Origin of the sequence: Pseudomonas sp. B7(2017) (assembly GCF_002112745.1) — a bacterium.
GTDB classification, from domain to species: domain Bacteria; phylum Pseudomonadota; class Gammaproteobacteria; order Pseudomonadales; family Pseudomonadaceae; genus Aquipseudomonas; species Aquipseudomonas ekonensis.
In genome coordinates, this window is record NZ_NEIP01000005.1 from 105714 (window position 1) to 119455 (window position 13742).

General features: G+C 62.1%; 12 protein-coding genes. 3 read left to right on the forward strand and 9 right to left on the reverse strand.

Annotated features, from left to right (window positions below; genetic code table 11):
• Positions 1 to 216: 216 nt before the first annotated feature.
• Positions 217 to 1140 carry a LysR family transcriptional regulator gene (locus CAG29_RS11695; protein WP_085694486.1) on the reverse strand — a complete coding sequence of 308 codons (924 nt, stop codon included), beginning with the start codon at positions 1138 to 1140 and terminating at the stop codon, positions 217 to 219.
• A gap of 126 nt (positions 1141 to 1266) precedes the next feature.
• On the opposite strand from CAG29_RS11695, the gene CAG29_RS11700 reads away from it, so the two are divergent.
• Positions 1267 to 2013: a 3-oxoacyl-ACP reductase family protein gene (locus CAG29_RS11700; RefSeq protein ID WP_085577622.1), complete on the forward strand. Its 747-nt coding sequence runs from the start codon at positions 1267 to 1269 to the stop codon at positions 2011 to 2013.
• Positions 2014 to 2100: 87 nt separating this feature from the next.
• Here CAG29_RS11700 and CAG29_RS11705 read toward each other — a convergent pair whose 3' ends face one another.
• On the reverse strand, positions 2101 to 2796 hold the full coding sequence (locus CAG29_RS11705; RefSeq protein ID WP_085577623.1) for an HAD-IA family hydrolase: 696 nt from the start codon (positions 2794 to 2796) through the stop codon (positions 2101 to 2103).
• 247 nt (positions 2797 to 3043) lie between these two features.
• Here CAG29_RS11705 and CAG29_RS11710 point away from each other — a divergent pair, with 247 nt between their 5' ends.
• Both CAG29_RS11710 and CAG29_RS11715 read left to right on the forward strand, forming a co-directional pair.
• The gene (locus tag CAG29_RS11710; protein WP_085694488.1) at positions 3044 to 7825 is read left to right on the forward strand and encodes an RHS repeat-associated core domain-containing protein; all 4782 of its coding nucleotides are present in this window, start codon (positions 3044 to 3046) and stop codon (positions 7823 to 7825) included.
• Complete coding sequence (locus CAG29_RS11715; RefSeq protein WP_085638249.1) at positions 7818 to 8201, forward strand: hypothetical protein; 384 nt, start codon at positions 7818 to 7820, stop codon at positions 8199 to 8201. The genes CAG29_RS11710 and CAG29_RS11715 overlap by 8 nt, the downstream gene beginning before the upstream one ends.
• A gap of 261 nt (positions 8202 to 8462) precedes the next feature.
• Here CAG29_RS11715 and CAG29_RS28485 read toward each other — a convergent pair whose 3' ends face one another.
• The 7 genes from CAG29_RS28485 to CAG29_RS11745 form a co-directional block, all read right to left on the reverse strand.
• The gene (locus CAG29_RS28485) at positions 8463 to 8633 is read right to left on the reverse strand and encodes a hypothetical protein (RefSeq protein ID WP_170929970.1); all 171 of its coding nucleotides are present in this window, start codon (positions 8631 to 8633) and stop codon (positions 8463 to 8465) included.
• A 126-nt stretch (positions 8634 to 8759) separates the two neighbouring features.
• Complete coding sequence (locus CAG29_RS11720; RefSeq protein ID WP_085577626.1) at positions 8760 to 9176, reverse strand: glycine zipper domain-containing protein; 417 nt, start codon at positions 9174 to 9176, stop codon at positions 8760 to 8762.
• Positions 9177 to 9321: 145 nt separating this feature from the next.
• Complete coding sequence (locus CAG29_RS11725; protein WP_085577627.1) at positions 9322 to 9687, reverse strand: glycine zipper domain-containing protein; 366 nt, start codon at positions 9685 to 9687, stop codon at positions 9322 to 9324.
• Between the two features lie 323 nt (positions 9688 to 10010).
• Positions 10011 to 10199: a hypothetical protein gene (locus tag CAG29_RS11730; protein ID WP_085577628.1), complete on the reverse strand. Its 189-nt coding sequence runs from the start codon at positions 10197 to 10199 to the stop codon at positions 10011 to 10013.
• Positions 10200 to 10388: 189 nt separating this feature from the next.
• Positions 10389 to 10709 carry a YbjQ family protein gene (locus CAG29_RS11735; protein ID WP_085577629.1) on the reverse strand — a complete coding sequence of 107 codons (321 nt, stop codon included), beginning with the start codon at positions 10707 to 10709 and terminating at the stop codon, positions 10389 to 10391.
• Positions 10710 to 10826: 117 nt separating this feature from the next.
• Positions 10827 to 11453, reverse strand: coding sequence for an adenylyl-sulfate kinase (cysC, locus tag CAG29_RS11740; RefSeq protein ID WP_085577630.1), 627 nt, complete (start codon positions 11451 to 11453; stop codon positions 10827 to 10829).
• Between the two features lie 48 nt (positions 11454 to 11501).
• The gene (locus CAG29_RS11745) at positions 11502 to 12917 is read right to left on the reverse strand and encodes a hypothetical protein (RefSeq protein WP_139831321.1); all 1416 of its coding nucleotides are present in this window, start codon (positions 12915 to 12917) and stop codon (positions 11502 to 11504) included.
• Positions 12918 to 13742: the final 825 nt, after the last annotated feature.

Sequence of the window (13742 nt, forward strand, 5' to 3'; positions counted from 1 at the left end):
GGCGGGCTCCCGCATTCGAATCGCCTCTCACCCTGTGGGAACCAGCAGCTGGCGATGGCGGTGGGTCAGGCACTGGTGATGCTGGATGTGCCGGCCTCATCGCTTGCAGGCAAGCTCCTACAGGTTTTGTGATGGGCAGAAATCTTGCGGGCCGTCGGCAACCACTGTTGGAGCCAGCCTGCTGGCGATCGGCCGCGCCTCGCCTCCGAACCAGACTCAGACCGCACTGAACCGCTGCGCCAGCCCCTGCCCGGCGAACTGCTCGATGATGAAATCGACGAACGCCCGGGTCTTGCCCGGCAGCAGCCTGTGCTCGGCGTAATAGATGGAGATGTTGCCGTCGTCGACGTACCAGTCCGGCAGTACCCGCCGCAACGTGCCGGCCTCAAGGTAAGGCACGGCGAACGGCATGCTCACCAAGGCGATTCCCAACCCCTGCACCGCCGTGGCGCAGGCCGCTTCGGAATCGCTCATGGTCATGCGTGCCTTGAGGGTCAACGGGCTGTGCTGACGGTTGCGGTGGGTCAGTTGCCAGGAGCGCACCCGGCCGGTCTGCGGCGAGCGGATCAGGATCCCGTCGTGGTCCGTCAGATCCTCCGGCCCTTGGATCATGGCGCGCCTGTCCAGATAGTCCTCCGCCGCCACCAGCACCCGGTGCGCCGGGGTCAACCGGCGGGCGACCACACCTTGCGGCAGCTCGAAGCCGCCGCCGATCGCCGCATCGACCCCCTGTCCGATCAGATCGACCTGGCGGTTATCGAAATGCCAGTCCGGACTGATCGCCGGAAACCGCCGCAGGAATTCCCCCAGCAACGGCACGATGTACAGCCGCCCGAACACCGTGCCCATGCTGACCTTCAGCGTGCCGGCCGGCTGCCCGCCGGCGCTGGCCAGGTTGGCGACGGCGTTCTGGATGGTGGTGAGGCTGGCGCTGACTTCACTCAGGAACAGCTGCCCCGCCTCGGTCAGCGTCAGGCTGCGGGTGCTGCGCTGGAACAGCCGTACCCCCAGGCGCGCTTCCAGTTTCGCCACACTCTTGCCGACCGCCGCCGGCGTCAGGCTCAGGCGCCGGGCAGCCTCGGCGAAGCTGCCGACCTCGGCGCTGCGGACAAAGCATTCGATACTGCTGAAGGTTTCCATGGGCATCACTATAAACTTTTGGTTTACACAGACTATAGCAACCATGGTCTACCCTGCTCTAGGCCCGAAGCCGATACTCGGCTCCAACAACAAGGCATCCCGCCTTGAATTTTCCGGAGATCGAACATGACCACTCAAACCCTCAGCGGCAAAGTCGCTCTGATTCAAGGCGGATCCCGTGGCATCGGCGCCGCCATCGTCAAACGCCTGGCCGCCGAAGGCGCCGCCGTGGCCTTCACCTACGTCAGCTCCGCCGCCAAGGCCGAGGAACTGCAGAACAGCATCACCGCCACCGGCGGCAAAGCCCTGGCGATCAAGGCCGACAGCGCCGACGCCGATGCCATCCGCCACGCGGTGAGCGCCACCGTCGAAACCTTTGGCCGCCTCGACATCCTGGTCAACAACGCCGGCGTCCTCGCGGTCGCCCCGCTGGAAGACTTCAAACTGGAAGACTTCGACCAGACCCTGGCCATCAACGTGCGCAGCGTGTTCATCGCCACCCAGGAAGCGGCCCGGCACATGGGCGAAGGCGCCCGCGTCATCAACATCGGCAGCACCAACGCCGACCGCATGCCCTTCGCCGGCGGCGGTGTGTACGCCATGAGCAAATCCGCGCTGGTGGGCCTGACCAAAGGCCTGGCACGGGATCTTGGCCCCCGCGGCATCACCGTCAACAACGTGCAGCCGGGCCCGGTCGACACCGACATGAACCCGGCCCACGGCGACTTCGCAGACAGCCTGATCCCGCTGATGGCCGTCGGCCGTTACGGCACCGCCGATGAGATCGCCAGTTTCGTCGCCTACCTCGCAGGCCCCGAAGCCGGTTACATCACCGGGGCCAGCCTGACCATCGACGGCGGTTTCGGCGCCTGATCCGCCCTCTTCTGCCCAGAACGAAAAACGCCGCCCCTCCTGGCCAGGAGGGGCGGCGTTTTTTCGTGCCCGGGCTTTACGGGCCGGTCAGGCCCAGTCCAGCGCCGGCAAACCGCAGGCGCCCGGAGTGAACGCTTTCAACGAACGGAGAATCCCGTCGGCATGGGCGTACTTCTCATCGGCCATGGCCGCGTCGGGAATCGCGATGGCCGTCATGCCGGCCGCCTTCGCCGCCGTCACGCCGAACGGCGAGTCCTCGAACACCAGGCAATCCTCGGGCGCCACGCCCAGACGTCGGGCGGCGGTGAGGAAAATGTCCGGCGCAGGTTTGGCCGCACCGACTTCCGGGTCGTCGGCGGTGACGATGAAATCGAACAGCGCGAACCAGTCACGGTGCAGGGTGGTTTTCTGGCCGAACGACTGGCGCGAGGAACTGGTGCCCACCGCGATCGGCACATCGTGCGCCTTGAGGTGGCGGATCAGCTCCTCGGCGCCGGGCATGGCCTGGGCGGTCGGGAAACGCTCGCGCATCAGCGGCTCGCGGATGACCAGGAACTCCTCGGCGGTGATCGGCAGGTCCAGCGCCTCGACCACATACCGCGCCAGATCCTCCGCCCCGCGGCCGATGATGTTCTGCTTGACGCTCCAGTCGAAGGTCCGCCCGTACCGCCCGGCGATGATGGACGTGACCTCGGTGTAGATGCCCTCGGTGTCCAGCAGCAAACCGTCCATATCGAAAATCACGGCCTTGACCGGGCCGAACGCCTTCATCGGTGCATTCATCACAGGATCCGTTATCAAAGACATCCCAGGCGGCTCGAACGGGCCGCTGCTCGGATCTGATTAAAGGGTTCAGCAGCATAACGAGAGCCGCGCGGATTGGGCAACGGGCAATCTCGCCGCCGGTCTGCGGGCACCCGGAACATTTAAGGAATTGCCCTACAAGCATTGCCTCCTTTCCCGGCTTATTTACTTTTCGATCCCCAGCAAAGTTCCGCGCCTATCCATTGATCTGCGCGAGTGACTGCCCATGCTTCCATCCGACCGCCTCCTGGCCTTGAACAACAGCATCGGCCTGCTGGTGGTCGCCGCCCTGAACCCCGACCGTCCCGACTTCGAATCGCTGATCGCCGAGTTCCGCCTGTGCCTCAACGACTACGACAGCTGGGCCGAGCAGTTCTGGGACGGCACCGCGCTGGATGTCGGGCAGGTGTTCAAGGTCGGCAACGACGTGCGCCTCAGCGCGCCGGTCAGCCCCACCCAACCCGTCAGCTCCTCGGTGGTCATGTGCCCGGCCACCGGGCCGCTGACCCTGGTCCATCTGTTCGAAGCCGCACGCTTCGTGCCGATCGGCGACACGCCGGTCATGCTGGAACCGGTGCTGGCCGACAAGGGCGGAGTCCTGACATACGGCGAGCCGCTGCACCGCACCATCGGTCCGAGCGGCATTCTGGAAGTCGACGACTGCGAACGGGGCCAGCGTTATCGCATCACCTTCTTTCCCGATGTTTCCTCCGACCATGTCAAGGCGCTGCATGCCTCCTATCAGGACGTCGTCAACGGCCTGGAAGCCTGGCTGCGTGAGGAATGGACGGGGTTCCAGCCCTTGTGGACGGAGTTTTCCGACGCCGGCTTCCGTGAACGCTACGGCCAACTGCAACGGGCGGACTGGCGTGGCTTCGAGCGCGCGCTGCAAAGCGTCTGGGACGACATCAAGCAGGTGTTCGGCCTGCTCGCCGACCTGCAGGCCAACAGCGAAAAACTGCTGCAGTATCTGACCGAGGTCGAACTGGAGGCTTTGCTGAAGGCTTCCTCCGAGGCCATTGCCAACGGTTTGCTGGTGCTCGGCGATGAGCCTTTGCTGTTCATCCATCTCGCCGCCTTCACCAGTTGGCTGAAGATGCTGCCGCCGCAGTGCCTGGCCGAAGTGGTGGCGGAGGTTCGGGCCGAACTGCTGGTCGGTTTCCTGCTGACGAGCATCTCCGGCGGCGTGGGCCTGCCCTTGCGGTTGAGCGACAAGGTGCTGGACAAGGTCAAGTCGCCCCGGGCCCGGCAATGGCTGGCGGCTGCGGCCTTGCGGCTGTCCGAACAGGCGGCGGCTCCCGGTCTGGCCCGGCACGCGAACGCACTGAAACCTTTGATGGTCAACGCGCGACCGGCGCCGCTGAAGCCGACGCCTGCCGTTCCACTGGAAATCCGCACGGCCGGCCCGCTGGTCTTGAGGGTGCCCAATCCGGCCGCGGTGGCCCGTGGCAAATCCCGGGACATGACGCTGCTGGAGCGGCACGAACCCCACCACGACGCCCCGGACCAGGCAAAGAACCCCAACGGCGACAGCGCCGACTGCGCCGCCCGCACCTGCACCAACGGCTGCCCGGTGTCGATGGTCACCGGCGAAGAACTGCTTACCCTCACCGACGGTACCCTCGACGGCCTGCTGCCGTTTGCGTTCACCCGGCTCTACCGCAACAGCGCCGCCGAGATCGACCTGGGCCTCGGGTTCGGCTGGAGTCATTCGCTGGCCCACCGGCTGGAGCCCGACGGCGACGGGGTCGTCTGGATCGACGACGAAAACCGACGCACCCGCTTTCCCCTGCCGGACCGCGAGCGCCCGGCGATCCACAACAGCCTGTCGCGGGCGGCGATCTACCTCGGCGAAGACCCGGAGGAACTGATCGTCGCGCCAGCGGGCGAAACGGTGCGGTTCCACCACTTCCGGGACGGGTGCCTGACCGCCATCAGCGATGCCTACGGCAACCGGCTGAGCGTGCAGCGCGACACGTCAGGTCGGATCCGGCGCCTCGACAACGGCGCCGGACGCTCCCTGCTGCTGCGCTACGAGCGCCGGCACGTGACGGCCCTCGAATACCAGGTGTTCCGCGACGACGCCTGGCACACCGGACAGACCCTCGCCAGCTACCGCTACGACGCCCGCCACCGCCTCACCGAAGCCACCAACGCCGCCGGCGAAAGCGAACGCTACGACTACGACGACGCCCACGTCATCCTCCAGCGTCAGTTGGCCGGCGGCGCCAGCTTCTATTGGGCCTGGGAGCGCGTCGGCAAGGCGGCGCGCTGCGTGCGCCACTGGGCCTCGTTCGCGCAAATGGACACCCGCTACGTCTGGGACGACGCAGGCCAGGTGACGGTGCGCTACGCCGATGGCCGCGAGGAAGCCTACGTCCACGACGAACGCGCGCGGCTGGTGCGCCAGGTCGCGGCGGACGGCGGCGAACGACTCATGACCTACGACGGGGCCGGCCGCCTGACCGCCGAGCAGGATGCGCTGGGTGCCGTCACCGAGTATCGCTACGACGACGCCGGACGGTTGGTGGCGCTGATTCCGCCCCAGGATGCCCCGACCTCCTACGAGTACCGCGACGGTTTCCTGCACAGGCGACGCCGGGGCGAGGCGGTCTGGACTTACCGGCGCAACGCCCAGGGCGACGTTACCGAGGCAGTCGATCCTGACGGCCAGGTCACCCACTGCCATTACGACCCGCAAGGCCGCCTGCTGTCGGTTCGCTATCCGGACAATGGCCGCCACACCTTCACCTGGAACGACCTCGGCCAATTGCTGGAGGAGGCCCTGCCCGACGGCGGCGTGCGGCAGTACGCCTACGATGCCCTGGGGCGGCAGGTCAGCGCCCGGAACGAGCATGGCGCCGTCACCCGCCGGCAATGGGATCCGGTGGGCAGGTTGGTGCAGGTCACGCACCCCGGCGGCGCAAGCCGCGACTACAGCTACAGCGCCTACGGCCAGGTCACCGCCGAACGCGACGAACTGGGTCGCATTACCCGCTACGAGTATGACGACGACCTGCACCGGGTCAGCCGCCGGATCAACCCCGACGGCACGCGGGTGCAGTACCGGTACGACCATGCGCAACTGCTGCTGACGGAGATCGAGAACGAGTCCGGCGAAACGTATTCGCTGGACTACACGCCCACCGGGCTGATCCGCCAGGAGACCGGCTTCGACGGCCGACGCACCGGCTACGCCTACGACCGCAACGGTCATCTGCTGGAGAAGACCGAGTTCGGCGACGACGGCTCAACGCTCGTCACCCTCTACCGGCGGGATACGGCCGGGCGCCTTCTGCGCAAGACGCTGCCCGACGGGGTGGAGATCAGCTACCGCTACGACCTGCTCGGCCGGCTGGTCGGGGTGGACGACAGCCAGGATCATCCGCTGGCGTTCGAATACGACACCCAGGATCGCCTGACCGTCGAGCACCAGGGCTGGGGCACGCTGCGCTACGCCTACGACGCCTGCGGCCGGCTCACGCGCATGCGCCTGCCGGACAACAGCAAGCTCGATTACCGCCATGCCAAAGGCGGCGCGCTGGAGGGGATTGACCTCAACGGGGCTCCCCTGACCCGCCATGTCTATCGCTCAGGCCGCGAACAACAGCGCCAGCAAGGCTTGCTCCTGAGCGAATACACCTACGACGAACAGGGCCGGCTGAAGGCCCATGCCATCGGCCAACAGCACCATCCGCTGTACCGGCGCGACTACGCCTACAGCGCCAACGGCAACCTCGACCACATCGCCGACACGCGCCACGGCCAACGCAGCTACCAGTACGACGCCCTCGACCGGCTGATCCGCGTGCGCCACTCCCGGGACGAGGCGCCGGAGCGCTACGCCCACGATCCGGCCGGCAACCTGCTGATGCAGAACCGGCCCGGCCCCGCGAGCATCAAGGGCAACCGCCTGCTCAGCGACGGCGACCGGCTCTACGACTACGATGCGTTCGGCAACCTGATCCGCGAGCGTCACGGCCAGGGACTGCCGCTCGTCACGCTGTACCGCTACGACAGCCAACACCGCCTGATCGGCCTCACCCGTCCCGACGGCCAAACCGCCAGCTACCGCTACGACGCCTTCGGCCGGCGCATCGCCAAGACCGTCGACGGCCAGACCACCGAGTTCTTCTGGCAGGGCGACACCCTCGTCGCCGAAAGCGGCCCGGCGCACCACCGCAGCTACGTCTACGAACCCGGCAGCTTCCGCCCGCTGGCACTGCTCGACGGCCCCGGCCCGAAAAGGGCCTGCCCGTTCTACTACCAACTCGACCACCTCGGCACCCCGCAGGAACTCACCGACTACAGCGGCGAAATCGTCTGGTCGGCGAAATACGACGCCTACGGCAAAACCACCCGCCTGAGCCATAGCCCCGACGAACGCCTCGACCAACCGCTGCGCTTCCAAGGGCAGTACTTCGACGCGGAAAGCGGACTGCACTACAACCGCCACCGCTACTACGACCCGGAGACAGGCCGCTACCTGACGCCGGACCCGGTGAAGCTGGCGGGCGGATTGAACCAATACCGGTACGTGCCGAATCCGACGGGGTGGGTTGATCCATTGGGGTTGAGCTCCAACTGCCCGACGCCAAATGGGCCGGGTTGTGCGGTGCCGGATGGGGTGGGTGATTCGGTTGTTGATGAGGGGGTGCCTAAGCTTCCAAAATCAGCTCCTCGATATTTTGGCAGTGAAGGAAAGCTCACTGAACATTATGAAAAACATGGAGCTGAATTTAAGGCCACGAGCAAAGAGGAATACTTGCTAATAGCTCGCGACGTTGTCGACCAAGGTACTGTTGTTGAGTACTTATACAAGGGAGAAGTCCGATCAGGTTATTTTCAACTGATGGGAAACAACCGCAGGGGAGAGACAAAGTTTGCGTTCGTCGGCAGCAACCGAAACAACGAGATCACCACACTGCACACAAAAAGCGGCAAGGAATTTTGGCGCATAATCAATGGCGACGCAGGAGATAAAACGGTGAGACCTATTTATGAGTGAAAAATACAGAGCGGTGATTATCGAAATCGATCCTGTCGTAGAAGAGGCAGTTCTGATTTTTGTTGAAGGATATACGGTTAGGTGTTTTGCGGGTTCCTGCCCAATCGCTCTAGAAGTGGGCCAAACCTATGATGTCGAGTTAGAAATGGTACTACCTGATGAGGGGGGCGTGTCGGCAGCAGATTGCGAGAAGAAAAAAATTGAAATGAAAGGGAGCGGCTTTTCTTGTGAGCTCAGCGGACGACTTGACGGGGCAGTTTTCCGATCTTTTGTCGATTTCTCGGATCAGGATATTCATTACGAACATCCTGATCTAAACGGACTATGCATCAAGGTTTCCGTAGAACGAATAGATGCGAGCTTCTGGCCCACCTGAAGGCTTTTCGCTTGAGCAGGCTTCTTCGCAAGCAAACCCAACGCCAAAGCATCCGCTGTTACCGGAGGGTTAGCTTCGCCACTTCAACATCGGCGACTCAGTGACAGGATGAGTCCCGATGTCGGAGACATGCACACTGCACCTCGAAAGCCACATAAAAACAGTATTAGCGAGTCTCAAAGCAACAACACTCTAACGATTTTCAATGCAAACACTCAAACCGCTAAAAACAACCTCTCCGAACTTTCATAAAAATCACTTTCACTGATCATCTTCATATTCGTCATAGTCAACATCCACCGCATCATCCTCCTCCCAAAGCGGCACCAACACATCATCCATCAATGACCCCGGATCCTCATTCCCCGGGTCATTGATGAGCGGTAGTTCCTCAGGCTCCTGCCCTTCACGGTCATCTCGGTCGGTATCCACGGCACACCTCACCCTGTTCAGTCACGCATGAAATTCGAAGGCCTCTGCAACCCCATGTTCCTCCCGCGGCCCTGCAGAAGCAAAAAACCCGGCATCTCGCCGGGTTTTCGCTGACGCGGCACAGGGTCACCGGTGCCGGTTTTTGTGTTTGTGCTTATGGCCACCGCCTGAGTGGGATTTGCCGCCGTCGTCACCCAGGCTGCTGCCCACGGCGCCACCTGCTGCGCCGCCCAGGCCGGCGCCGATGGCGGATCCGGTCGAGCCTCCGAGGCTGTTGCCGATGACCGAACCGCCGGCCGAGCCCAAGCCGCCGCCGATGGCCGCTTCGGTACGATTGCCTTTGCGTGCACCGACAGCGCTACCGGCTGCGCCACCCACGCCGGCACCTACCGCCGCTCCGGTGCTGCCGCCGAGCTGGCCGCCGACCACGTTGCCCAGCACACCGCCCAGACCGCCCCCCACCGCTGCCGAGCCGTCGCCCGCCGCCATGGCGCCCTGAGCCACCAACAACCCCAAAACCAGTGCGGATAATGTCAAGCGCATACACACCTCACAGTTCCCGAAACGGGACGGTTCGCCCGATAGTGATCGAATGACGGGCCGTATTACGTTGGAGGCATGTTCGGGCAAAACGTTCAGGCACAAAAAAGCCCGGCATCGAGCCGGGCCTTTTGATCTGCAGTCGCGATCAGTGACGCTTGTGCTTGGACAGGTTGCTGCCCACTGCGCCACCGGCGGCACCGCCGAGGCCGGCGCCGATGGTCGCGCCGTTCTTGCCGCCGAGGCTGTTGCCGATCACTGAACCGCCAGCGGCGCCGATGCCGCCGCCGATGGCCGCCTTGGTGCGGCTGCCCTTGCCTGCCGCCATGGCGCTGCCGGCAGCGCCCGCAACGCCGGCGCCGATCGCGGCACCTGTGCTGCCGCCCATTTTCTGGCCGACCACATTACCCAGCGCGCCACCCAGGCCGCCACCCAGTGCGGCGGTGCCGTCGCCGGCCATTGCACCTTGAGCGACCAGAAGCCCCAGAACCAGAGCAGGCAGTGTTAAACGCATGACGAAAACCTCAACAATTAGGGATGACGAAAGGGCGGAGATTGAATGCCGACGCGGCGTTAAAGTCCAGACAAAATCCGACGACAAGGCGGACTTCGCGCCGATTGGACAACCATTCTGGAAAAGGTTTTACGCCGGACAAAAAAAAGCCCGCTGGGGAGACGGGCTGGAGACTTGCTTTCTAACGGATGGCTTCACCCTACGTCGGCAGCTGTGAAAAGTTTGTGAAAACTGTCAGGCGTATCGCCATACCCTGTAGGACATTTAAACAATCAACCTCAGTCAAAAAACCCCGCTCATCGACGGGGTTTCGCTACGGCGGTTTACTTCCTGGAACGTGTCGTCACCTTGGGCAAAAACTTCGTTTTCGGCCCCTTGGGTGCAATCGACTTGATCTTGCCGGTCTGCACCGGATCTTCGCCAAAGCCAGCCTGATACTCGGTCTGGCCGCAACGCACGCAATTGTTGAACGGAAACTCGGCACCATCGTCTTCGATATACGGATCAGTCATCTCATCGCCCCTTATCAAAAACGGGGTCGATACCGGCAAGCCTTTTGCCTGAAAAATAACGACCCCAAGGCTTTTGAGACTAGCCGGTCATTACTGGACTCGTGGTTCAGATTGCCTGGAGCCGACGAATGGCCTACACCGGTTAAACAGCGCCTGGGCGCCCCCTGAGAAAAATCACCGCACCTGGAATCAGCGCAATTTCACCGCGGTTCCGGTGGCGAACACCACGACCATCCCGCCCTTGCCGGCCGGCATGCTGATTTCGAAGTCCAGTCCGATCACCGCATCGGCCTGCAACGCGCGCGCCCTTTCCTTGATTTCATCCGTCGCCTGGATCCGCGCTTCTTTCAAGGCCCTCTCCAGTGTCTGCGAGCGTCCGCCAAAAAAATCGCGCATGCCTGCGAACATGTCCCGGATCACGTTGACGCCCTGCACCGATTCGGCGCTGACGATATCGAGATAGGTCACGACTTGCCGCCCCTCGATCGTTTGAGTGGTCGTGATGATCATGTAGGCGATCCTTGCGTCAGTACGAAAGCGGTGATTGTAGGCGAGCGCGCCATCACAATGGAAACAGGCAAAAAAATGGGCGACCCAAGGTCGCCCATCACTCACGGCCTGTCGCCCTCAGCGAGGGGAAGACATAGCGCCCCAGCCTTCGACCTTGTCCAGGATCTCGCTCAGGCACACGGAAATGGACTTCTCGCTGGCATCCAGCATCAACGCCGGCGCCTCAGGCGCTTCATAGGTCGCGCTGACGCCTGTGAAGTCAGGGATCAGCCCTGCCCTGGCCTTACGGTACAGCCCCTTCGGGTCGAGGCCTTCGCAGACGCTCAGCGGGGTATTCAGATAGATTTCCAGGAATCGCTCGTTGCCGATGATCTCTCGGGCCTGTTCCCTCTGCAGCCGGCAGGGAGAAATGCAGGCAACGATGGCGATCAATCCTGCCTCGTTCATCAAACGCGCCACTTCTGCGATGCGACGAATGTTTTCCGACCGATCCTCGGTGGAAAAGCCCAACCCCTTGCACAATCCATGGCGGACGTTGTCGCCATCCAGCACAAACGCCGGCCTGCCGCTGTCGACCAACAGTTTTTCCAGGGCAAAGGCCAATGTCGACTTGCCTGCACCACTCAAGCCCGTGAACCAAAGGGTCAGCGGTCGCTGCGAGAAAAGTCGCTCACGATCGGCCGGTGTCACACGGGTCGGATGCAGCACTAGATTTTCGATGGCATCCGTTGTTGTTCTATTCATACCGTTTCCTCATCTCGAGAAGAGTCTGAGCCCGTCTACAAGATAGCCTCACTCAGCGGAACGACTGATGGTCGAACCGATCCAGCGCACGCCCAGGGAACCGCTCAGGTAAGGCAGTCTGTCCGCCTCGATGCTGAGCAGCAGTTTCGTGTTCAGGTAAATCTCAAGTCCACGGGCATTGGCCACCACGTTCAGGTCTCCGCTGAGCGGAAGCCCCGGCACCGCGATGTCCGGCTCCGGCGCCCATTGCGTTCCATCTTGGGTCCACAGCACCAGACGCGCTTCGGTGGCGCTCGAAGGCTGAATCAGCAGAGCGTTCATATCGGTGTCGTCACCGGTGCCCTTATAGGTGACCACCGCCACATGCGCATCCGAAGAAGACTGATCCATCGAATAACTGAAGGACATCCGACGTTCGGCAGCGTCTGCGACCTCACGTTGTTTCAGCAAGCACAACTGACCGGGCTTCGCCTCTCTTTCGCCCGACTCGAGAGCGTTCGGAGCACCGAACACAAGTTCCCAATCCTTCCAGGCATCCTGAATCTTGCGGTGACGATGGAAACTGTCCAGGCGCTCTTGCGAATGGCGGGTGTACAGGTCTTTTTCGAGCAGTTCGGAGACCGACGAAAAGACGTGACCGTGGTGCGCGAAGTCTTTGACGTTCAGCAACCTGACTTCGTTGACCGCGCCGTAGGGCCCCAGGGAGAGGTAGTCCAGCGGTTTGAGCGTGCTGCGCTCCAGCACCCATAGGCCGCTCATGGAACTGCGGCGCGATTCGCGCCCCGTCATCTGGCTTTCGCCCACGAGCATCACATCGGAAGACACCGCCAGCCCCCGGGCGTAGATCGGGCTGCCCGCCTGCCAGATGACCTCATTGGAATCCAGATCGACCAAGGAGCCGATGGAACTGTGGCAGGCGATCTTCTGGCCTTCGTCCGACACCCATATGTTGTGCAGCCCCGTTCGCTGCTCCACGGGATCAAGGCTCACCACTTCCAGTTCCGGATAGGTCAGCACCGCCAGCACCGAACCGTTATGGTGCCCGTGGGCAATCACATAGAGACGTCCGTCTTTTTCGAAGACGGAATTGAGGTGATCGCCAGTGATTTCCTTGAGCGACAACCGATCCCAACGGACGCTGGTCAGTCGCTTCTCCTGGAAGTGCCCGGGCTTGTTCAGGTCGATGACCGAGATGGCGTTCCTGCCGGTATTGGTGCAGACGACCCGGCCATCGGAAGCGCAAAGAATCTGGTGGGGTTGTGACAGGAACGGCTGGGTGGAGTGGGCGCCGTGGGAAAGATAGCCGACTTCGGAGTTCGCATACCCCTGAATGTCGGTCAGCGTGAGATTATCCAGCCCCGAGTGGGACAACACGAGATCCTTGCCGCCCGGAAACCATGACACACCATAGTATTCAGGGCGTTCGTTCTCGATCGGAGTGACTTTTCTGGTGTGCAGATCCACCAGAAGCAAGTATCCCGTTGTAGCGACAACTGCAAATAAAGATTCCAACGCATCGGACCTCAGCGTGACTACTCAACTCGACTCCGATACATCCTTGTCACGTGCAGAGCCACCGGTCGGCAAGTTTAACTACCCAATTCAATTAATCAATCGATCTCGACGATTGAGCGTGCCCATTGCGTCACGGTTTCGATACAAATGCGCCGGGATGCATATTGAGGCGCCTAAACGCAAAAACCCCTGGTTCCTTTCGAAACCAGGGGTTTTGTCTACATCGAATTTGGCGGTGAAGGAGAGATTCGAAACTACCCGTTTGCGTTTTTCGGAGCACACCCCCCCGGTTTACAAGGGCTGCAGAGGAGCGAGCCTCGCAAGCTCAGTCCCATGCCAGTCCCATGGGTTTTGCGCGCCAGGCTGAAAAACAGGGTCGCGAAGGCCATCCCGACGTTTCATGTTGACCCACGGGAAAAAGGTAATTTTGGTAATACGGCGTGAGGCCACCTCTGGAGGCCTTGAAAAACGGGGCGTTCAGAGAATTTCGCTGAGGTAATAATTTGGTAAGCAAAAGGTTAGGAAATTACCTTTCACATGGGTAATACGTCACATCAGCGAGCCCCAGTAAAATAGGGCTGTTGAGAAAAAATTACCTCATCCCTTACCTAAAATTACCCCCTGAGGTAATGCCTGGAAGCCAGGAACCACGAGGGCTGTAGCCCATTTCTGCTACTCGCTTACCAAAATTACCTTTTTCCCAGCCCACCTCTGAAAAATGGCCCAGGCGACAGCCCTTTCCGACGCTTTTCGCATCATGCAAATGGTACTGAT

Excerpts from the sequence above, each read along its gene's own strand:
- CAG29_RS11695 (WP_085694486.1), bottom strand. The coding sequence starts at position 1,140 with ATGGAAACCTTCAGCAGTATCGAATGCTTTGTCCGCAGCGCCGAGGTC.
- CAG29_RS11700 (WP_085577622.1), top strand. The coding sequence starts at position 1,267 with ATGACCACTCAAACCCTCAGCGGCAAAGTCGCTCTGATTCAAGGCGGA.
- CAG29_RS11705 (WP_085577623.1), bottom strand. The coding sequence starts at position 2,796 with ATGAATGCACCGATGAAGGCGTTCGGCCCGGTCAAGGCCGTGATTTTC.
- CAG29_RS11710 (WP_085694488.1), top strand. The coding sequence starts at position 3,044 with ATGCTTCCATCCGACCGCCTCCTGGCCTTGAACAACAGCATCGGCCTG.
- CAG29_RS11715 (WP_085638249.1), top strand. The coding sequence starts at position 7,818 with ATGAGTGAAAAATACAGAGCGGTGATTATCGAAATCGATCCTGTCGTA.
- CAG29_RS11720 (WP_085577626.1), bottom strand. The coding sequence starts at position 9,176 with ATGCGCTTGACATTATCCGCACTGGTTTTGGGGTTGTTGGTGGCTCAG.
- CAG29_RS11725 (WP_085577627.1), bottom strand. The coding sequence starts at position 9,687 with ATGCGTTTAACACTGCCTGCTCTGGTTCTGGGGCTTCTGGTCGCTCAA.
- CAG29_RS11730 (WP_085577628.1), bottom strand. The coding sequence starts at position 10,199 with ATGACTGATCCGTATATCGAAGACGATGGTGCCGAGTTTCCGTTCAAC.
- CAG29_RS11735 (WP_085577629.1), bottom strand. The coding sequence starts at position 10,709 with ATGATCATCACGACCACTCAAACGATCGAGGGGCGGCAAGTCGTGACC.
- cysC (WP_085577630.1), bottom strand. The coding sequence starts at position 11,453 with ATGAATAGAACAACAACGGATGCCATCGAAAATCTAGTGCTGCATCCG.